Annotated in this window: 23 protein-coding genes and 1 pseudogene; 10 read left to right on the top strand and 14 right to left on the bottom strand. The window is 54.3% G+C overall.

All coding sequences use genetic code 11. From position 1 onward, the window contains the following. The 3 genes from D3D01_RS22110 to D3D01_RS22105 all read right to left on the bottom strand — a co-directional run. Nucleotides 1–1357: VWA domain-containing protein (locus D3D01_RS22110; protein ID WP_158600552.1), on the bottom strand; the 1357-nt coding region annotated here is incomplete at its 3' end. Between the two features lie 702 nt (nucleotides 1358–2059). After that, the gene (locus D3D01_RS24395; RefSeq protein WP_199725581.1) at nucleotides 2060–2200 is read right to left on the bottom strand and encodes a hypothetical protein; all 141 of its coding nucleotides are present in this window, start codon (nucleotides 2198–2200) and stop codon (nucleotides 2060–2062) included. Nucleotides 2201–2350: 150 nt separating this feature from the next. Next, nucleotides 2351–2863, bottom strand: coding sequence for a hypothetical protein (locus D3D01_RS22105; protein WP_121513800.1), 513 nt, complete (start codon nucleotides 2861–2863; stop codon nucleotides 2351–2353). Between the two features lie 463 nt (nucleotides 2864–3326). On the opposite strand from D3D01_RS22105, the gene D3D01_RS22100 reads away from it, so the two are divergent. Beyond that, nucleotides 3327–3866 carry a hypothetical protein gene (locus D3D01_RS22100; RefSeq protein WP_121513799.1) on the top strand — a complete coding sequence of 180 codons (540 nt, stop codon included), beginning with the start codon at nucleotides 3327–3329 and terminating at the stop codon, nucleotides 3864–3866. A gap of 52 nt (nucleotides 3867–3918) precedes the next feature. Here the strand turns inward: D3D01_RS22100 and D3D01_RS22095 are convergent, their stop codons facing one another. The 5 genes from D3D01_RS22095 to D3D01_RS22075 form a co-directional block, all read right to left on the bottom strand. Then, nucleotides 3919–4263 carry a hypothetical protein gene (locus D3D01_RS22095; RefSeq protein ID WP_233563604.1) on the bottom strand — a complete coding sequence of 115 codons (345 nt, stop codon included), beginning with the start codon at nucleotides 4261–4263 and terminating at the stop codon, nucleotides 3919–3921. A 216-nt stretch (nucleotides 4264–4479) separates the two neighbouring features. Beyond that, complete coding sequence (locus tag D3D01_RS22090) at nucleotides 4480–5670, bottom strand: ISH3 family transposase (protein ID WP_121513798.1); 1191 nt, start codon at nucleotides 5668–5670, stop codon at nucleotides 4480–4482. A 144-nt stretch (nucleotides 5671–5814) separates the two neighbouring features. After that, nucleotides 5815–6879 carry a CNNM domain-containing protein gene (locus tag D3D01_RS22085; protein ID WP_121513797.1) on the bottom strand — a complete coding sequence of 355 codons (1065 nt, stop codon included), beginning with the start codon at nucleotides 6877–6879 and terminating at the stop codon, nucleotides 5815–5817. Nucleotides 6880–7120: 241 nt separating this feature from the next. Further along, nucleotides 7121–7306 carry a hypothetical protein gene (locus tag D3D01_RS22080; RefSeq protein ID WP_121513796.1) on the bottom strand — a complete coding sequence of 62 codons (186 nt, stop codon included), beginning with the start codon at nucleotides 7304–7306 and terminating at the stop codon, nucleotides 7121–7123. Between the two features lie 1479 nt (nucleotides 7307–8785). Further along, nucleotides 8786–9136: a hypothetical protein gene (locus D3D01_RS22075; RefSeq protein ID WP_147439973.1), complete on the bottom strand. Its 351-nt coding sequence runs from the start codon at nucleotides 9134–9136 to the stop codon at nucleotides 8786–8788. 379 nt (nucleotides 9137–9515) lie between these two features. Between D3D01_RS22075 and D3D01_RS22070 the strand changes: the two genes are divergently transcribed. After that, a complete protein-coding gene (locus tag D3D01_RS22070) occupies nucleotides 9516–9728 on the top strand; it encodes a hypothetical protein (protein WP_121513794.1) in 213 nt (70 codons plus the stop codon). A gap of 256 nt (nucleotides 9729–9984) precedes the next feature. Then, entirely contained in the window at nucleotides 9985–10857 is an 873-nt protein-coding gene (locus D3D01_RS22065) for a CheF family chemotaxis protein (protein ID WP_121513793.1), read from the top strand. A gap of 205 nt (nucleotides 10858–11062) precedes the next feature. Here the strand turns inward: D3D01_RS22065 and D3D01_RS22060 are convergent, their stop codons facing one another. The 3 genes from D3D01_RS22060 to D3D01_RS22050 form a co-directional block, all read right to left on the bottom strand. Further along, nucleotides 11063–12478: an ATP-binding protein gene (locus tag D3D01_RS22060; protein ID WP_121513792.1), complete on the bottom strand. Its 1416-nt coding sequence runs from the start codon at nucleotides 12476–12478 to the stop codon at nucleotides 11063–11065. 213 nt (nucleotides 12479–12691) lie between these two features. Beyond that, nucleotides 12692–13561, bottom strand: a complete 870-nt coding sequence (locus D3D01_RS22055; RefSeq protein WP_121513791.1) for a hypothetical protein — start codon at nucleotides 13559–13561, stop codon at nucleotides 12692–12694. A 90-nt stretch (nucleotides 13562–13651) separates the two neighbouring features. Continuing rightward, on the bottom strand, nucleotides 13652–14230 hold the full coding sequence (locus tag D3D01_RS22050) for a flavodoxin domain-containing protein (protein WP_121513790.1): 579 nt from the start codon (nucleotides 14228–14230) through the stop codon (nucleotides 13652–13654). Between the two features lie 204 nt (nucleotides 14231–14434). On the opposite strand from D3D01_RS22050, the gene D3D01_RS22045 reads away from it, so the two are divergent. The 3 genes from D3D01_RS22045 (at nucleotide 14435) to D3D01_RS22035 (ending at nucleotide 15914) form a co-directional block, all read left to right on the top strand. Beyond that, nucleotides 14435–14956, top strand: a complete 522-nt coding sequence (locus D3D01_RS22045) for an Lrp/AsnC family transcriptional regulator (RefSeq protein ID WP_121513789.1) — start codon at nucleotides 14435–14437, stop codon at nucleotides 14954–14956. A gap of 225 nt (nucleotides 14957–15181) precedes the next feature. After that, a complete protein-coding gene (locus tag D3D01_RS22040) occupies nucleotides 15182–15484 on the top strand; it encodes an ArsR family transcriptional regulator (RefSeq protein ID WP_121513788.1) in 303 nt (100 codons plus the stop codon). Nucleotides 15485–15500: 16 nt separating this feature from the next. Further along, nucleotides 15501–15914, top strand: coding sequence for a hypothetical protein (locus D3D01_RS22035; protein ID WP_147439972.1), 414 nt, complete (start codon nucleotides 15501–15503; stop codon nucleotides 15912–15914). Nucleotides 15915–15993: 79 nt separating this feature from the next. Here D3D01_RS22035 and D3D01_RS22030 read toward each other — a convergent pair whose 3' ends face one another. The 3 genes from D3D01_RS22030 to D3D01_RS22020 are packed head-to-tail and all read right to left on the bottom strand — an operon-like array spanning nucleotide 15994 to nucleotide 18005. Continuing rightward, complete coding sequence (locus D3D01_RS22030; protein ID WP_121513786.1) at nucleotides 15994–16395, bottom strand: DUF6069 family protein; 402 nt, start codon at nucleotides 16393–16395, stop codon at nucleotides 15994–15996. A gap of 45 nt (nucleotides 16396–16440) precedes the next feature. Then, entirely contained in the window at nucleotides 16441–17337 is an 897-nt protein-coding gene (locus D3D01_RS22025) for an SDR family oxidoreductase (protein ID WP_121513785.1), read from the bottom strand. After that, nucleotides 17334–18005, bottom strand: a complete 672-nt coding sequence (locus tag D3D01_RS22020) for an NAD(P)-dependent oxidoreductase (RefSeq protein ID WP_121513784.1) — start codon at nucleotides 18003–18005, stop codon at nucleotides 17334–17336. Before D3D01_RS22020 ends, D3D01_RS22025 begins: the two co-directional genes overlap by 4 nt. A 129-nt stretch (nucleotides 18006–18134) precedes the next feature. Here D3D01_RS22020 and D3D01_RS22015 point away from each other — a divergent pair, with 129 nt between their 5' ends. The 4 genes and pseudogenes from D3D01_RS22015 to D3D01_RS25120 all read left to right on the top strand — a co-directional run. After that, nucleotides 18135–18392, top strand: a complete 258-nt coding sequence (locus D3D01_RS22015; RefSeq protein WP_199725579.1) for a helix-turn-helix domain-containing protein — start codon at nucleotides 18135–18137, stop codon at nucleotides 18390–18392. A gap of 102 nt (nucleotides 18393–18494) precedes the next feature. Then, nucleotides 18495–19769 carry an IS4 family transposase gene (locus D3D01_RS22010; protein ID WP_121513801.1) on the top strand — a complete coding sequence of 425 codons (1275 nt, stop codon included), beginning with the start codon at nucleotides 18495–18497 and terminating at the stop codon, nucleotides 19767–19769. Between the two features lie 10 nt (nucleotides 19770–19779). Then, nucleotides 19780–19965, top strand: a complete 186-nt coding sequence (locus D3D01_RS22005) for a helix-turn-helix domain-containing protein (protein ID WP_121513783.1) — start codon at nucleotides 19780–19782, stop codon at nucleotides 19963–19965. A gap of 121 nt (nucleotides 19966–20086) precedes the next feature. Further along, nucleotides 20087–20262 (top strand): annotated as a pseudogene (locus D3D01_RS25120) (daunorubicin ABC transporter ATP-binding protein); the annotation flags it as partial.

Here is a 20262-nt window from a genome sequence, read left to right as displayed (position 1 = left end):
TGTCGTCACCAGGAACCGCCGGTGTGTATACAGTACCGTTAGCCGTCATGTTTGAGGAGATTGGTTCCCGGGCAATGATCTGTGTACTGGCGATGGAGCGCCGAATATCGTCAAAGACGTCGTTCAATTCGCCAGCGTCGTCGGCACGATAGAACTCACCGCCGGAGACAGTCGCGACACGCTGTAGTAGCCCCTGGTCAATTGCGCTGGAATCACCGTATCCAATGGTGTAGATGGTGACGTCGTCCGCTGCGGCGTCCTTTGCGTACTCGACTGTCACCTCATTGTCAGTCGGGGACGGGCTATCATATCCACAGTCAAAGGGATCAAGATCATCGGTATCGTCACCGGCCCACGGCTGCTGACAGTCGTCGTTGACCCCATCTGTCAACAGTATCATGACTTTTTTACGGGACTCGTTACTCTGAAGCGCGAAGACATTGTTCGCTTTCCAGACCCCGTTCTGAGTCTCAGTGCCGCCACTGGCAGGAATATCTTCGATAGTCTCGTTTAGGCCGGTATTCGCCGACGCAGTACCGAAGTTCGAGGTGATGTATCTATTATTGTCTGTCACTCGGTAGATACCGTCTCCATTGTTATACGAGGTGACCCCAGCTCGGTCCCGAGACTCATTGAGGTCTGCAACGAAAGCCTTCGAAGCTGTCTGTGCCTCCTCCGACCGAGTCGTGGTATCGCCGTCATAGCGACCCATAGACCCAGACTCGTCAATGACAAACATCACATCAAGTGGTTGGCGACGAATCTCGGAATCCGCCTCAACGGAGGTGATATTCCCAACCTGCATCGTCCCATTCTGGAGCGGGCGGGCCGATACGCGGTAGGTGTTGTTGACGTTCTTGTTGACCTTGATACTCTCGTTGGTCAAGGTCACGTCGTTGTATTCGCTGCTGGTAAGATTGACAACCCGGTTACGGTCCACGTCCACTCGTCGGGGAAGTTCCGTGTCATTCAGTCCAATGACAGCCGTCTGATTACCATCGTGTGCTGAAACAGGGGTTTCAAACTCCTGTTCGAGATAGGCTCCCCATGCTCGATAGAAATCGCTTTGGACAGCAATAGTGACGTTATTGGGACGAACACAGTCGCCCGCGCTAAGTTGTTGCCGCACAGAGAACGTCCGTGCCTGCGATGAACCCGGACGAAGGCGGGCCTTGTTGTTTCCACGCTCGAAGTTCCCAGTGACGTTCACCACTCGCACATCGATACTTCCACCGCGGTACTGGAGCGCTGGCGCGGTAACCATGGCACTGCCACTATCGTGTTTTCGCCAGACACCGCCACCCTCGTAAGCAACCGTCGTGGCACCGTCATCGAATCTGACAGAACTGAGAGTCATGTTCGCTGTACACGTCGTGTCGTCGTTGACAGTGATGTTTAGCCAACTGCTCCGGTCGAGTGTGTAGCTGCGGGGGTTGGTGGAGGACAAATCGATTTCTGCCTGTGATGTTCCACCGCTTGTGGATAGTGAGGCGAATTCTGAGTCCATGTCTTGGAGCACGATACTCGCCTGCCTCTCATCTCGATCCTCGGTAACTGCGTCAATTGCTGGCGCCCCGATTACGATAACACCGATTGCCCCAGTCACGACCATTCCCAATAGCAGAATATACCCAACGACTTGAGATATACCTCGAGAATTTCCACCAGGGTTTTGTTGTTTACCTATCATACAATAACACTTATGAGTCGACTGTTAATACTACTATCATTATCTGCTCCAACTAATATCTACTGCCAGTAGCTAAAACTGAATTGACATACTGATATTGTTATTATCAAATCACTCCGAGCCTGGTGGATCACTAGACTGCGTGCGGATTAGAACTTAGAGCGACGGACAATCGCGGCCAGAAACCACATGTGTTGGTAATCTCCCCAAACCCCTCGACTAATCGTTGTCGAAGGGGTCACAACGACCGCTCACAGCTGAATACCGATGCTCTATGGCGATTCACCAGAGCCGGTAGTTTCGCATTCCGCTGAGGAGAACACCGAACCACTCACATCCGGCGCATTGTCGTCACGATTTCCCGCCCGGTCACCCGCCACCGACACCGTTCCAGGCAACCTCGATGCGCTTGAAGCTGCCGTCCGGCCACGCCTCGAACCCGATTTCCTGCTTGAGAACGCGAACACGTTCATTTTGAGTACGAGCAGTAGCGACGGGGTTGCCTGCCACGTATCGACTGGCACTGAATCGTGGGCCAGTGAGCGTTCTTTCACAACCCCATCACCGTCCTCGTGACCATCGCGTACGAAATCACTCGTCAGTCGGCGTAACCGACACGCGTTCTTTGCACCCAGCACAAGTGGTCGAGAATACCACAACTCAAACACTACCGACAACCGGTAATATCTCAACTAGACTACCGGGATTGGACACGAGAGCGACTAAGCCGATACCACTGAATGCTATGCCGAGAACCAGCAGAAAGAGTCCCCGAGCACCCGTTCTCAATGCGGCACTTTCTGGCTCATCGTTTGCCACTATCAGGTGTCCCTCCTCCGGTGTCATGATTGCATCTGCACCTACGGCCCCTCCTTCCGGCGCTGTACGTGCTTTCCCGACGACGTGTATCCTTTCGCCGACACCGATTGTTCCCTCCACCAGCTCGATTGGACTATTGAACAAGCCAGAGTCCGTGTGCGCCGACGGCTCCAGATCGAGTCTTGCTTCGTCTACCCGTTCCAGTAGTTCAGCACCTGTGACTGTGTCTATCTCGTGGTCCAGTGAGAGACTCTCCTCCGTAGGGTCGACGTATATTCCCGCCGTCTCGTCAGAGACGATGAACGGACTGTATTCGATGCCAGCGTCGATAGAAGGGTCCCCAGTCCCCTGCACCTGGTGGTAGATATTGTACTCGTATGCTATGCACTCTTCTCCTCGAATCGGTGATACGAGGGTGTCCCCCGAACGAGGCGATCAAACGGTCCCCTGGATCCGAACTAACCCATCAGTCGCGATAGATTCACGAAGTGACACAGAGTCGATAGTGGATAATCTCCACCCGTCACGTATACCTTTAAGACCACTAGTAGTCGCGGCCACCCCTATTGCGGTCGCGATGACCCCACCGGCTACTCCGGGCAGAACTCCGTAGACACCTAGTATGATGACCCCGAAAAAGACAGTACCCACGAGAGTTCTGTCCAGGGACACATCTTGTGCCTCTGTACTCGCAGTATTAAGCGACGTTGTTTGTCGAGCGACATGGACCATCGACGGTTTCGATCTTTCCACACATCGTTCTGACAGCGAAAATCGGCGCCGCCAAGTGATTCTCTATCACCCATTCTAGTCAAGAATGGGTGGAACCGGCGCACAGAACGACTCACCAGATGATGGTGGGCGGAGCGGCTCCTGGGTTTGGGCCACCGTGCTTGCTATCCAACCACTTTTGACAACTGTTGGGTTGGTGGGTCTTCTCCTGTTTGCTCTCGTCAGTACTGCAACATCGTCGTTGCAACTCCCGAAGTTTCTCCCATTGCTTCCAGGGGCAGTGGCGCTCATTTGTATCGGACTGGTCCACCTGTACACGCCGATATATTTCGCCGGACTGGTACTGGATATACGGCAAGTGCGGGAATCCAACAGCGTCTGGCGCCCGTCGTGGTGGTTCCTGCTTGGCGGCGGTGCTCACCTCGTCTACTTCAGTATCCCCCTCATACATGCCTACGGAGGCGAAACGTTCGAAGAACTTGTGTTCGGTACGCTCGAAGTAATGGCGCTGTTGGTCGCCGGAATAATAACGACAAAGTACCTATATGAACGCGATAGCCATCTGTCCGGCGCACCGACGCTCGTAGCCTTGTGGTTTAGTGTATGGCCAGGCAGCAGTGCTTAGCTCCTTCTCCTCCCGTAGCTTGAACCCACAAGGGGATAGCTCCAGGTATGTCTCAGACAGCTCCATAGAGGATCCGCACCAATATGGCTGTCATCCCTGCAGCGATTACGAACGCCCAGCCGGTTATGCGGACGCGTCGGCCGTACTCGGGTAACTCGTCGCTGTCGGTCCCAAGTATCGTAACGAGCCGACTTGGATGTTTGAACAGGCTGGGCGGTGTCGGCTGGTGGAGCCGCCTGCGTAGCTGCCGGTACTGGGTGAACGACCAGACGCCGTACAGACACAACGAGAGGACTATCCCGACCCAGAAGCCAAAGCCCGCGAGCAACGGCAGTCCGACCGGTCCGAGGATGTCGGCCTGCGTTGGTTGTGCCGAGCTGTCGGCTCCCCCAGTCATACTCGCTAGTTGTCCACTCTCTCGATAGCGGCGGCAGCAAGAAGCTGGACTAACACGGTGAGAGCGCCGAGACGAGCCGAAGGACACTTTTGGGACTGCGGAGATTAGGAGAGCAGTCACAGATCTGGTTGCTTTCCGCTGTAACCGTCGCTCAAAACGTTCTCAGAACACAGCTGTCGCTCTCCGTCAGCCTCGCTTCAACCGAAGCGAGGCGGCTCAGCCGAGTCCGTGCTCGTACCCTACCGGCAGTCCGAAACCGTTCGTCCGATGCTTGGTCTTCCAGCCCAACTCGTCGTCCAACACCCGTTCGATCCCATGGAGAAACGCATCACTGAACGTGAACTCTACCGGGAGTGCTCGCCCGCCACGCCGTGGCTGAGCGAGCACTGCCCACTGCACCACTAGCCACAACTGTTCTAACAGGAAGCCAACACCCACGTAGAACAGCCGAATTGTCGTCGATTGCGTTGTTGTTACGGCCCGTGCCTCACGGAACTTCTCGTAACTCTTCTCGATCTGTGAGCGCTTGTTGTAGACCGTTGCGACTTGCCGCGGCGTGCGGTCTTCGAGACCGTACGCCGCGTATCCCGTCGTTTTCACACCAGACTTCCCACGATCACCGTTCTGATAGCTGACGTTCACCGCCAGTGGAAACGTTTGCTCGTGCTCTTTGCCTTCACAGATCGTCTCTTCAGTCATGTACGACGCCGTCGCTGCGAGTTTCTCACGCAGCGACGCTTTCCCTGTCCTGACCGGGAAGACTGGCGGTGCAACCGCTCGAAGGACGCCGATCACTTCGCCAACGTAGGCTGCTCGATCCATGAGTATCTGGTCAACCTCGAACGGATATAACTCGACGCGGGCGAGCACGCGCTCGACCGCGTCGGCCCTGCTATCCCCACCATCGACCGGTTCAACCACCAGCGTCAGCGGCTTTCCCTGCGCAATCATGAACGCTGTGCAGTATCGGTGACACTGCGTTGTGCCGTCCAGCGCAGCCATCCGGCGGATTTCCTCGTCGCTCTCTGGTGTCCCGTGGAACGGGTTGTCCATGAAGTCGATACAGACGGTTCTCGACCGGTCGCGGTCGAGAACCGCCATTGCCATTGTCGCGAGAATATCGTTGACAGCGTCCAGCATCGGCTCTTTGTCCAGAGTATGGAGCCAGTCCATGACAGGTTCTCTGTTGGGTGTCTCGTCTGTGTTGGTCGTGACGCCGTTGACCGAGGTTGTCCCGACAGCTGCACGGAGAACAACTCCCATGATATCGCCGGAAGCGAGGGGCAAGCCCTCGATTCCTGGCATCGGAATTAACTCAAGCACCTCCAAAGCAAGAGTCTTGAGTTGGCTATTCGTAATGAACTCGTCCGGATCTGTAAGCACCTGCTTGAGTTGTGGAATGTTCATCAGGTGCGTATCCGGACAGCGGACGAATCAGGGACCTGATTCACCCGCTTCACTCAGACTACGTATCAGCTGCTGGAGTCCTGAGCCAGAGTGGACAACTAGCGATAATGAGGAGTCTCCCTAAAATATGGACTACAAATTGACTCAGTCGAGTACGTCTTTGTCCTTATCAAGTGGGTCTTCAAGATCGCCGATGATTGTCTCCAGTAGATCGGTTACGGTTACCAGTCCGACAACAGTGCCATTCTCAATGACAAGTGCGAGTTCCTGCCGCTCTGCCTGGAACTGGTCGATAGCATCGCTCACATCGGTATCAGGCGATAGTGTCATCGTTGGGGCTGCCAATTCAGTAAACTTGACGTCACCAGCTGACAGTTCTTCACGACGTTTAAACAGAGCTGGACTGTAGACGACACCACGGAACTCGGTCAGGTCTTCGCCAACAAGAGGATACCGAGTATGAGGATGGTCTTCGAGTTTCTTGAAATTCGAGCTGGGACTGTCCGCAGTCGATAGTGCCACAATCTCCTCGGGCGGAATCATAATCTCACTGACTGACTGTTCGCCGATAATCAAAGCGTTCATAATTTCTTCGCGCCGGTCGTCAGCCACGTCACCTTCCTCAAGCACTGAGCCAAGCCGATTACGAAGGTCCCCTCGTGTCTCGATGACTTCCCGTTCTGTTTCAGTCCAAGCTTGAGTCATCTCGATACCAAACAGGCCCAGTGTTGCCTTAGCGACAGAATCACCGACCCAGATGGCTGGGGCGAGTATTTTGGCGAACCAGTATAAAGGTCGCGCTCCGTACCCAGCAACCTGTTTGGACCGTTCGACACCGAGGTACGTTGGCGTCTGTTCGCCATGCGTGAGGTGGACCAGGTTAATAAGGAGAAACCCAAGTAACGAGCCAGCCCCGATTGATGCGAGTGTGGTGTTTGTAAACAACGGTTCGAACAGTGCTGCCAGTCCGGGCTCGGCAATGATCCCAAGTGCGATACTTGTAGCAGAAATCCAGACTTGACACGTTGTCAAATAAAATTCTAGATCGTTAGTCATCTGCCATGCGAGTTCCAATCCGGGTGTGTTGAACTCTGACTCAGGATACTGTCTGACACGGGTTAGGGCAAATTCGATTGCGACAAAGTATGCGTTTACCCCAATGAGAATGATACCCCCAAGAATCCGTAATCCGATCTCAAGCGGTTGCATTGCCCGGCCGTACCAACAGTAGACAAAAAATAGTATTCATCTCAAAACAATAACCCGGCAAAACTATAGAGAATAGTACTTCGATTGTCACCGACTCACTGCTGGCGCAGTGAGCTTGTTGGTGGCCTCCCGAGTTTCGCGCTTCCAGTGGAACACCCCGTACCTAACCGGTCCAATATTGCGCTATTCGGGATGGAAGCAACTTGTGGCGAACGTGGACCTTGGCTATCGAGCTGGACCGCTACGGACTGGCGTTGAACTCCCCGTATTTCATCCCAAAAAAGAACGCGATGACTGAGAAGATGATCATCGAGGGCAAGACCATCATGAAGACCGTCGAGGGAGTCATCACGGACGTGAGCGCGACTGTCGCAACGGCAACAATCACGACGAGCGGGACCACTGAGGACAGGAAGTCAACTTTCATACTTGTACTTTCTACTGGATAGAAAAAGCTTTTAGGAAAACAAATCTATGGAATAACTGATCGAGTTGTACTATTGTGGGGTTCGCAGTGACTGAGCGCTGCATTGAACCGCTTTATACAGATTCGAGGAGAATACCTGCGGCTTTAGCCGCAGAATGAATCCGACACCTCGGAATCAATCCACGCTCGATGGCTATCCCGAGATTACTAATCCATACATTGAACTGGCAGGCAACCATATTCTGAAGTAGGAATCAGGTGAGAACAGAGTGATTCTGCCTCGTCCTACGATGGCGGCCTGCCCGCCCCAAGCAATCAAACAGTAACCGGAACCAGTCACTAACCGGCGAACCCTCACAGGATTCGACCGGAGTTGACTGTTGTAAGCAGACTCAAAGCAACTCCGAGTCCGTTGACGCCCCCTTGACCCTCGCCGGGCACAAACAACCACGGGGGTCGAACGAGGTCGAGGATAGAAGTACCGGGGGCTTGGCACTCCCAACAGTCCCACCCGCTACAGACCGCGAGCATCCTTACGGATTCTCACTGTTCGGATGCTCGGTGGGACTGGAAACCTGAAATCTCCAACACTCAGGATTCCTCCGTGTTCACGCGGAGGAGGATGTCAATCGTCATGCGGTTAGTGAAAGACACTGAGTCACTCGAGAAGCACGACAAGTCTTCTGAAGAGTGCTGCCAGCATGAATTCGCGAGACACACGAGCGCAAATCGAATACAGAGAGACGGAATCCGGACTCAGCGAGATTGAACTGCAGACACCGCTCTACTAAAGAGAGTTACCACCGCTAATTAGTGCGAGGCACACGAGCAAGTATCGAATAAGCAGATATGGAGTCAACAGACAGCTCCCACAGAGCTGACTTCAGGATCAGTGGGACGAACCACTTGGTCCGTATGCGTGTGAGTTGACCACACTGCTGCAAATCAGGATGCAAACACCCCTAACCTGTATGGACCAGTAATGAGGTGCTCCGACCTTGTACGATAGAATAGCATAGTTATGCAGCCAAAGTATACGTACAAAACAACCCTATGTCAATTCTGATGACACGAAGACAATCTTCTCCAGCAGGGTGGATCAGGTCCACGTTCCCGACAAAAACCGTCGCTGGTGTGACGGTAGTTTATAATAATGAGAGTTACAAAGCGTAGTACTACTCAGTTAAGTGGCTTACGGAGACATTCGGTGACCACATTGTGGCGGCTAAAGACCCGCGGCAGAAACTCGCGGAAAAATGCGAGCGTCACGGCTACTCAGACCTACGGGAGTTATTTGCCGTCAAATCGTTATAAAGATATCTCATCTCCGAATCACACTGAAAGCGACAGTCACGATACTGACCGTCGGTCTGGTCGGTTGGTCGCTCCGCGGGGAGCACGACCAGACATCGATCTACTACATACCAGACTGAGCGCCGGGCTCGGGCTTGCCTAGGCAGGAGGAAGGCGAGCCTCCTATTAATAAACCCAGTCGCGAGCCCGCTGTTCGTTCTCGAAAACCTTCGTTTCGAGCCCCTCGATATTGCTCTCGAAAGCCATTCCCTTGATTTTCTCCTGGACATAAATGGCCCATCGGGTCGCCCCATCCGCGGCCGCCTTATTAGCCCCGCGCTTGACCTCTTCGAACAGTCCTGAGCTCAAGGGCTCCTCGACACGTAACAGTGTGAGTACGCTTTCAACGTGGGTCTGTCCGGTCGCCACGAAGAACTGCTGGTTAATTTTTTCACCGGTTTGCTGGTCGAGTTTGATATTTTCTGGCAGCTCGACAACAACAGTGTTGTCCTCGATGCGAACGTCCCAGTTCTGCACTGACTCAGTGGCAGACATATTCCTTCATAATGACTGTAACAAACTGAGCGTTTTATCTAACACATTTTATATATTCCCCAGCTTTGCACGCTAGCGCCGAAGAAGCCGGCTATCAGCGTGATTCTCTGCTATAGTAGATTTTGAAAATCAATGCACACCCAACCACACGACAGCGGTACGGTCGGTGTGTAACTCGTTTCAATTGTTAATATAGCTACCCTCTGTCATGCGCCTGCTTCGCAGCGCAAGTTCAGTTGTAAGGAGAGTGCATGCGCCATCCAACAACGGCTCCCCTCTCTCTCAATTCGTTTCAGTAATTATGTAAGGGATATAGAGTAAATTCAGCAAAATTTAATAAATTGTTCGGCGTAGCGTTGCCATGGCCGAAACGACACTTGATACGATAGACAAACTACTAGAAGGGGCGTTTGATGACATCGGTGACCCGGATGTACGATATAAACTCCGAAGTGCCCGACAACTGCTTCAAGTAGTTCAACAACGTCATGAGACTCTCGACGAAGCCATCGATGATGCTGTCAGTGACGAGCAGATCATGAGTAATCTCCGCGACCTCGGCTATATTGAGTAATGTCGCACTGTGCCGTGACTGCACGGGTAGTTGGTATCAACTCTACCGCCTACTGACTAAGGGCTCTATATACGAAGGGCTTTCGAAACTTCTCAACATGTATCAGTGTTCGTGTTCCCGATTGAGAGTGAGTCGACACAGTAGTACAGCTCTTTTTACAACGATAGTGAGACTTATCAGTAGAAGAGTGTAACGTGGCAATATTAGGAATTGGGGGAACTCTCAAGAACACCACTGGCGTACATATCAGGTAGCAATGTCCTCGGTGTTGGCTGACTTCACTGCCCGGTTCAACGTCGAGGCAGGCGAAATCGACGCCCCGGTTCAGGGACGGATTGTACTCGGAAAGAGACAACTGGTGCTGGCGGCAAGCGGCGACCAGAAAGTGACAATCCCCCTCTCGTCAGTAATCGATATCTCACCGCGGTCGGTTCCTCAAGTGTTTGACCCAATACCAGGCACGCCAGTAAGCGTTGCGTTCAGGCAGAACGGCGCGCATGCGGTCGCACTCGTTGCGGCTGATGAATCCGTCATCGAGAAATTCAGTACAGTACTATTCAAAGCTATACTGAACGGGACCCGTGCGACAATTAAACATCCTGCCAAACTTGGCGGGCGCGTCCTCGATACTGACTTCCGAGGTGGCCTTCTCAGTGCCGAGTCGGGCACAGTCCGTATCGAAACCGAAGACGGACCGGTTGTTGTTTCTCTGGACACAGTCACTGATTTCAGCCGTGAGACGCACACTGTCGGCGGCCAGGACCGACCAGTGCTAGTCGTTGACCACATGCACAACGGCGACGCGAAGACGACGATAGTGGCTACCGAATCGACACGTACGCTCTCGATTCTTGGTCGGTTGCTCCGACGCGAATACGAGAAGCATATGGCAGACCTGCGGGAGCTGTCGCTATCTGAGACCGACACGGAAGTATTGACGACGATTTATTCGACTAGGGACAGAGATATTTCACTCGCTAATGTCCTCGGGATCGAACCCGAGAAGGTCAAACATCATCTCCACAGTCTTCACCAAGTAGACCTGATTGAGTCTGGCGCTCATGGTCCGGTCCTCACCTCCAAGGGACAAGTCGTCGTCAACCACTATCTTGAACGTGTGAACAAGTGATGCGCAAGGTTGCTTCTGGAGATAATCCGTGACACCCGTAGCTATCGTATCATCAACCTGAAGGACTGGAATCGGGTTCCCAGTATTCATCCCAAACGTTCTGATAGACAATTTGTAATCTCAGGGTAGAACTATATATACATCGGCATCAACGACATGTTTGTGTAGACAAGTAATTATTTACGATGACACCCGAATCGGTATCCTACGCGGAGAGCTGAACGTCAGTGATTTCGAAGCGGGCGCCGCCAGAAGACGCGTCCGCTACAGTAATCGACCAGCCGTGTCCCTCGATGATACTCCGGACGATCGAGAGGCCGAACCCGGTACCTTCCTCGCCCGTCGAGTAGCCGTGATCGAACACTTGGTCACGAGCATCGTCGGGGATCCCGTCACCGGTATCTTCGACGTAGAACCCGTTGTTGATCGTCCCCACTCGGACAGTGACGTCTTCGCCGCCGTGCTCGATGGCGTTCCGAAAGAGGTTCTCGAAGGCTTCTTCCAGCCGATTCCGGTCGGCCTCGACGATGGTGTCATCAGTGCCGAGGTCGAGAGTCGCCGTTGCCGTTTCGACGTTCCCCCATGCGCTCTTGGCAATCGTTTGTAGTTGAACGGGTGTCGTCTCGCCAACGGCCTTCCCGGATTGAGCGAGTGTCAAGAGGTCCCCCGTCAGGTACTCGATTCGTGTGAGAGCGGTCGCGGCGTTGTCGAGGAACTCGCTGTCACATTCGTCTGCTGCCAGTTCGAGGTTACCGACTGCGACACTCAGTGGGTTTCGGATATCGTGTGAGACGACGCTTGCGAACTCGTTGAGCCGCTCGTTTTGCCGTTCGAGTTGCTGTTCGTATTCTTTCTGGTCGGTGATATCGCGGATAGCACCGATCATCCGGGCGGGCGTTCCATCGGTGTCATAGATGATGTGGCACGTATCCTCGACGTAGGCGTACGATCCGTCGGCTCGCTGGAATCGGTATTCTTGGCAGAGCCGTTCTTGTTGTGCCTCAAATGCCTGGTGGAGCCGCCTTTTGAGTCGCTCCTCGTCGTCGGGATGGGTCTGTTCTTGCCACCAGTCGAACCCGTACTCCTGGTCGGCCGGATGGCCGAACGTGTCCTCGATCTCTTCCGAGAGCCTGATGTCGTTCGTCTCGGCATCTCGCTCCCAGATGATGTCTGAGGCCGCTCGAACCGCTAACTCGTACCGTTCCCGTGTCTGGTCGATCTCTCGTTTGAGGCGGTGTTCTCGGACAGCGTTCTGAATCCGATGTGCCAGCACATCGTACTCCCCGGTTGTGCCCCGTGAGGTACAGAAGTCGGAGACATCCTCCGCAAAGGCTCGCTTTGTAGCTGATGCGGATTCCTGATCTGTGAACAGAATAAATGGAAGCTCGGGATGGTCGTCTCGAATGGCGCGAAGCAGTTCCAGCCCGGAGATCTGCGGGAGGGTCTGACTACTGACGATACAGTCGATCGACTCTCCGTTCCCGACTCGATTGACGAGGGTCTCTGAATTAGTGAATGTAGTGGTAGCGAGTGGGTCGTCTCGTCGTTCTAATGCTGTTGAGACGGCTTCGCGAATTGTTTCGTCCGGGTCGATGAGAGCAACGTGTATCTTTGCTACCACTGCTTATCACTACTAGTCGTTTATTTGTCAAGGCACTAAATAACACTACATCTCATTCTCATCTTCAGGCACTGAGTAACTGTAGACTACACAACAAACGGTTTTGAACCATGGGCTCGTCGCATACAAAAATTGAAAAGCGACTGTGCGGCGATAGAAACCACCGGATGTCCAGTACGGAGGCGCATTCAGAGTGAGCGAATTAAACGGGTTTTACCTTCCACCTTGACTTTCGGTACTTGTGGCCATCTGTACTGGTGTTTCTCTTGGTTCTGGTTGGATTGATCGGAGAAAACGACTCATGAGAAAGATGCTTGTGAGGGTCAAGAACCCGAAAATGATGATCTGTGGAAAGGGAACTGGCTCCCCGCCCCGAATCATGAAGACAGCCATCGAAAGCACTGCCCCGCCTAGCGTTGCAACCTTCACGAGCAGTACAGCTGTGAACGCATACCCCCACGGCTCCCCCTCTCGGAGCCAGTACGCTGTCAGGAAGAACGCTGGCACAAGAATGCCCAGGTTGAGTGAGTAGATGACTGACGTGGGTAGCCCCGCTTCGGCGATGCTCGGTGGTGTCGTCCCAGCCAGTGTCGCCGGGAGGATCTCGGCACCGCATAAGAACGTGATTAGCACTCCAAGTAGCACGTGGAATGCGATGTACGGTCGGACCGACTGTTCACCGACAGCCTGTTTCAGTGCGCTAGCATCTAACCGAGCCATCCCACCAACAAAGATGACCAGTGTTAACCAGAGCAACACAATATACACCAGGTACAGTTCGTTGAAGGCCGTCATGAACGCGTAGGAGGCATAGGTGTAGAGTAAATACCCTGCCACTCCTAGCCAGACGGTATATCCCCGCAATGACCCACGAGAGGCGTAGTACAAAGCAATTGCAAACGCGGGGACAGCTACGACAAGCGTTATGATGTCTTGTCCGTAGACCTGTGGAAGCAACGATGGGGCATCGCGGTAGAATTCGGGCACGAACAGTCCAACGACTGTTACGGTGACCGTCAATATCAGCGTCGCAATTGACGCGAGACGATACGATCGAGGAACCGCTTCTTCTGATTGTGGCATTATTTTGTCAGCGGCAGTTCAACTGAAGATCTTGTAGTTGTTACCCACGGAGAGTGTCGAAGTCTTCATATTCGCTTTGTCTCAGCTCACTCATTCTTCGTTTTTGACAGATATTGTGAGTCCGAGACGTCCTTCGACAAAGGTTCCGAAGTCAGCGGCGAAGGCTTCGACTTCTTGCCAGTCGGTATACTCGTAATCTTGGGATGCGTCGGTATCGCCGGTCGCTTCCTTCGCGATTTGTTTCATCATTAAGCGCTTGAGAAAACCGTACTTCGAATAGCGGAGTGCACCACCGAACAGTCCAATCCGGTCGGGGTGCCACCCGGTTTCTTCGAGGAACGAGTCAACGTATTCTGCAGCTTCAGCTCGGCTGGATGGATCAGTTGAGGCACTCGACAAAGAGACTTGGAAGAACGCCGTTGGTAGTTGCTCCAAGTCGTTACGATGGGTCTGAACAAACTCATTCACTGCTGGTTGATGCTGTCCCATATGAATCGACGCACCGATACAAACGGCATCGAATTCCTCAATTGTGAAGTCTGATGGCAGTTCATCGAGATTCTTCACGGTGGTCTCGTGACCGCGGTCGACGAGGCACCCACTGGCTCGATTCACGATTTTCGCTGTCTGTCCTTCGCCAGTTCCGTATCCGAGGAGAATCGAAGCCATCGTACAGTCTCGTGTGTAGGACTCACCCGTTAATAAACAGTTGTAAGGATACTAGAAATCTCAGCTAGAATATCCGCTATTTCCTTCTGCTAGCCGGAGTCAGCTGTCTTGAGGAGTGTCTTTCCAGTTGGAGGCCGCACCCGATGTACTTGGCATCGGTTCGATGGGGAACTTTGTTAGTCCTTCTGGTGGCTACTCTACTATATGGGACGCGACTTGGACGACATTGACCGAAGCATCCTCTACCTGCTCCAGAGAGATGCTCGTCACACGACAGCACAGGAAATCGGCGATACGGCTGGTGTCTCGGCCAGTACTGTTCGGAACCGGATCGACCAGCTTGAAGCCGATGGTATCATCAAAGGCTATCATCCAGAGATCAATTACGAGGAAGCCAATTTGCCGTTGCAAGTGACGTTCGTTATCTCCGCACCTCCCACCGAACTCAAACAGTACTCGGAGGATATCAGGGCGATCCAGGGTGTGGTCGATGTTCGTGAGATGCTCACGGGGCGGCGCAACATCCATATTGATGTTGTCGGGACGAGCACGAGCGATATCACCAGGATCACTGATGCGATCCACGACATTGGTGTCGAGATCGAGTCGTCGGAGATGATGCGCCGCCGCCACGTCCAGCCATTCAACCACTTCTTCCTGCAGGGAACCGAAGACGTGGAAGCGCGCGGCGACGATTTTGAGGATGAGGAGTCAAACCCTGATTAATACCCGACACAATTCCTTCATCCACAATTGGGGGAGGGGTATTATGGGGATTCCACACACTATAATTTCGGATTACACAGTATATTCTCTAAGCAGTGCGGATTTCCTGATTACATAAACTATTATACACAACAACGTTATCCGTCCTTCAGGTCGAGTCTTTTAGTAAGGATGTAACCACCGGGGGAGTCGTTGACCTTCATGGTGGAGTCCGCTAGAGACACTATGAACGACACTACCTTCGATGCGCTGGCGAACGAACATCGCCGAACGCTCCTCGTCGACCTGCTTGACGAGAACCCGCAGGAAGTGGTTGTTGAACTCTCTGCGGGTGACGATGCTGGGGAACTGAAAGCCAACCACCGTCGAGGAATCGAGATGTATCACACACATCTCCCAAAACTCGACGATTATGGCTTCATCCAATGGGACCGAGACACCCACGAAGTCACCAAAGGGCCACGATTCGAGGAGCTCCGCCCCCTCCTCGAGTGTATGGTCGAGCACGCCAAGAACCAACCAGTGTGAGATGCCAGATGCAAATATGTTAACAGACGACGAAGAACTTTCGACTACTGATATGGCAGAGTCCTCGTTGAGTGAAGATGTTGACGCGGTCTTTGCGGTTCACCGGCGACGATATCTGCTCTATTGTCTCTATCTCACTCCAACGTCACTGACACTCCCAGAGATAGCTGACCAACTCACTGTCTGGGAGGACCCTGAACCGTCCGATCCCGACGACAGAGACCGGCTCCGGATCTACATGTCGCTGTATTATGACCATCTCCCTGCTTTACGGGCAGTTGATCTTGTTGAGTACCACCAAGTAGACGATCTCGTCGAGGCGGGCCCAGCTCTCGCCAGTATCGAGTCACAGATCAAATCCCGGCTAGCGGATGAACTTCCTACCCTCCTACAGGCCGAAGAGACCTATATCGACTATGAAGACGCCTAATCGCTGTGCTACCCAGGGATCGAACTGATGCAGCGTTTGTCGCTCCTTCATAGACACTGAACGACTCGTACTTATCGGGCTACCGGGTGAGTATCGTGTAACAAACTCCTGCGACAGTCACGTGCATCACCATCAGCACGAGAATCCCTGCGGTTGTGGCTCCCGGACGCCCCGGGAGAAACGTCACGTCCGGAACGAACGATAGGAGCAACACGATCCCAGTAATCACCGCGAAAAGTCGATTCGGGCGTGCTGATCGCCACTGGAGGAGGCCGTATACGATGGTAGCACCGACTGCCCCGACCGCAGAGAGAAACAGAACGGGTGGGAATGCGAGCGGTTGGAACGGCTGGACTGCATCTGTGGCTGTGACGATCCCGACGATGAGCCCGTTCACGACGAGCGAGAGCGTGAGCGCGATTCCGCCACGTATTGCAAGCGTTCGGCGATCAATCGGTGAGTGCTGGGTTGTCGTTTGCATGATTTCGTGTCGTATGGAAGTCTTCGGTTTCTGATCTATCGATGGTTAGTGATCGGCTTTCTGTGATTCGTCTGCGTGGCTGGCTTCCTGCTGGAACACATCTGTATGATCTTCGACGAACGCTCGCATCGTCCGAGGCGGGCGTCCAAGCACGTCTGCAACGTCGTCAGTCACTCGGCCTGCCAGCCCAAGTCGAGCTGTCGTATAGATGCCTAACATCACGATGACGAACGAAAGCGGCGAGTCGCGGCGGTACATTGTCGTGGCGAACTCGATTGGGCCGGGTCGGGTGTATTCGATTTCTCGATCCAAGACCTCGGAGAAGATTTCGGCCACGTCGTCGTACGTCAGTGCTTCCGGCCCAGTCACGTCGTATGCGCGATTCTCGTGGCCCGGTTCGGTGAGAGCTGCCACTGCGACGGCGGCGATATCTCTGGCATCGACGAAACTCGTAGTTCCGTCACCCGCGGGAACGAATATCTCATCACGGTCAACGATGTCTTCTCGATGGACCTCGGATAGATTCTGCATGAAAAACGACGCTCGCAGGAACGTGTAGGTCACGTCGGTCTCACGAAGCGCCTCCTCGATGCGGTGATGGGGTAAGAGCGGATTCTTTTCGGCCCCGAGTACCGAGAGGTAGACGACATGGTCGACACCGACCCGAGCCGCAGCGTCGACGGCCGGCGTGAGATGGCGCTTCACGCGACTCACTGATGGCGGTCGGATGAGAAACATCGCGTCGACATCCGCGAACGCTGCGCCCCACGTTTCTGGTTTGTGGAAATCGAACGCAACACATTCGACATCACTCACGAACTCCTCGCGGGCCCGCTCGGGATTACGGACGCCCGCTCGGACGGCGACGTCTTTCTGGGTGAGTTGGCTAATGACCTGACTCCCCACGGTGCCGGTGCCTCCGGTAACGAGGATGCGTTTCATTGGTCGGTGATCTTCGGCAGTTGTTCGACGTACAGGTCGTCTTCTATGCAGTCGAGGATGAACTGGGCGACGTTGGCCCGGGCGGCACTATCGCGTAGCCCCAGCTGAAGTTCTGTTCCGTGCTGGAACTGCCCCGTGTGCTCACCATCTGTGAGTCGTGGGCCACGGACGATCGTCCACTGGGCGTTGCTCGCCCGGAGCATCTCCGCATGCGATTTGGCGTCTTCGAGGACGCCGCCAGCCATCACTTTCAGCAGTGAGCCCATCGCCTTCCCGCCGAGACTCACCGACTCGCCGTCTTCCCGAACGCCAGCCCCAACCAGTGTCACGATGCGTTCGACACCGGATTCGTCCATCGCATCGAGGATGTGCCGTCCAGCTTCGGTTAGGAGGTCGTCGGGGCCCGACGAAGTTTGGCCGAGGACGCAGATGACCGCATCGACCGCGCTGGCTTCGTCACTGTCGATTCCGCCGGCGACGGCGTCAGCGACGCCAGCACCGGTGTAGGCATCGCCCTCTACAATGACGAGTGCGTCGTGGCTGCGAAGCGACGCGGGGATATCATTCGCGTTGCGGGCGAACGCGACGATGTCGTGGCCGCGTTCGAGTGCCTGTTCGACGAGGGGAATTCCGGTTCGTCCGGTAGCCCCGAAAACCGCGATTTTCATACCACTTACTACGACAGGCGGAGTCATATACTTGTGACTTCGGAGTTTCGTAGTAATGGCCGCCACACATCCCTGTGTTGCCGAATTCACACTCAAATGTTCTTGGCGCTGGGGATCATATGGAACTGTATGGACGATGTGCCCCAGGGACGTGAGGCTGCTCGTGACCGGCGGAAATCGATGTCGCCGGCCGAGCGCGAACGGGTCGAACAGACCGTCTCGGAGTTGCTTGACCTCTTAGGAAAAGCGCATACGATGGCGATTCTCCGTGAATTCGCGTTTTCTGAAGGACCGCTCAGATTCTCCGACCTCGAAACCGAGCTGGGTATCTCACCGAACACCCTCTTGGAGCGACTGAAGGAACTCGTCGCAACCATTCGTCTTTAGCTAATCTGAGAATCGCATGAAAGCAGCGGCTAATCGAGGCTATTTTTCGAGAGGAATGAGGAGGTGACGCCTGTGCACAACGACCCCTCCTCATCCCGAATTGTGAGTCGTCTCACTACGCTCTTTCCATCGACGATGCTCGAAGAGCACGCCGAGGAACTCGGCGTGGTCGAACGGGACAGCAAGCTCCAAGTCCCGGCTCTCGTCTGGGCATTCGTGTTCGGCTTCGCCGCAGGCGAGAGCCGAACACTCGCTGCCTTCCGACGCAGCTACAACAGCACTGCCGACAAGACCCTCACGGCAGGTGGCTTCTATCAGCGGTTGACACCGCTATTGGAGGAGTTTCTCTGCGACCTCGTCGAGCGACGCATCGACGAGGTCGCTGTCCCCCATACGGTCAGTGACGAATTCGACCGATTCAGGGACATTGTGGTTGCTGATGGGACGATTCTACGGCTTCATGAGTTCCTTTCCGACGAGTTTCAACCCCGCAAAGGGGAGCAGGGTGGAGCGCGGCTCCACCTGCTCCACAACGTCACCGACCAGACAATCGATCAGTTCAGCATTGCCGACGAGAAAGCGCACGACAGCACCGGATTCGACACAGGACCGTGGCTGGAAGGGCGGTTGGCGATACTCGATCTAGCGTACTTCAAGTACCGCCGCTTTGCGCTGATTGACGAGAACGGCGGCTACTTCGTGAGCCGGCTGGAAGACCGTGCAAACCCGGTGATAACGGATGAATTACGGGAATGGCGCGGTCGCGCCATTCCGCTGGAGGGCAAGCAGATCCAGAACGTAGCGGATGAACTGCACCGCCAATACATCGATGTTGAGGTGGAAGTTGAGTTTCAGCGTGGTCCGTACGAAGGCACGCGGTCGTGGGACACCAAGCGGTTCCGCGTCGTCGGCGTCCGCGGCGAGGACGCCGACGACTATCATCTGTACATCACGAATCTGCCGCGAAGCGAGTTTCTCCCGTGTGATCTTGCAACGATCTACCGCTGTCGCTGGGAGGTTGAGTTGCTCTTTCGTGAGCTGAAGACGCGGTACAAACTCGATGAGTTCGATACGACGAAGAAGCACATCGTCAAGATTCTGGTGTATGTGGCGCTGTTGACGTTGATCGCCAGCCGGACGCTGCTTGACCTGGTCACCGAATACGCCGAAGATGACGCCGTCTTCCCGCCAGAACGCTGGGCGGCGACCTTCCGGTCGCACGCCCAGCTCATCCTCCACGATCTCAGCCAGCATCTCGGCTACTCGCCACCGCCACTGTTAGAACGAATGGCTGAAGACGCACAGAAAATCCATCAAGAACGACCGATTCTCCAAGAGAGGCTCGCTACTGCCACGCAACAGGAGGGTGCGTGTTAGCTAAAGACGAATGCTCGTCGCAACAGGGTTGCTCGTTCGAGAGTCCTACGACGAAATCCCACCTCGCGTGGAATATGAGCCGACGAAGAAGGCTGAAGCACTGTTTCCCGCGTTCGGCCACTTTCATCGATGGGCTGCCGATTCCGCACTCGAATCGACAGACACGGACATGACTTCAGTTTCTGAAGTGAATTAGCAACTTCGGACTCGCAAGTATTTGACTACGAAATTCATAGTCTAATCCGATTGTAGCCGTGACACAGATCTCTGCCAGCAGCGGAACTGGCGGTACAATTGAAACGGCAACTGATTCCACGATGAATACGCACGACAACACGAACCCAGCGGCTGACGATGCTGGGAGACCGCGCTACGCGATTGACGCACAGAACGTTCAGTTGACCTACAGTGATGGAACCCGAGCCGTGAACGGTGTCGATATCCAGATTCCCGAGGGTGAGTTCTTCGGGTTCCTTGGTCCCAACGGGGCTGG

The organism is Haloarcula sp. Atlit-7R (assembly GCF_003666065.1).
GTDB lineage: Archaea > Halobacteriota > Halobacteria > Halobacteriales > Haloarculaceae > Haloarcula > Haloarcula taiwanensis.
This window is presented reverse-complemented; position numbering and strand designations above follow the sequence as displayed.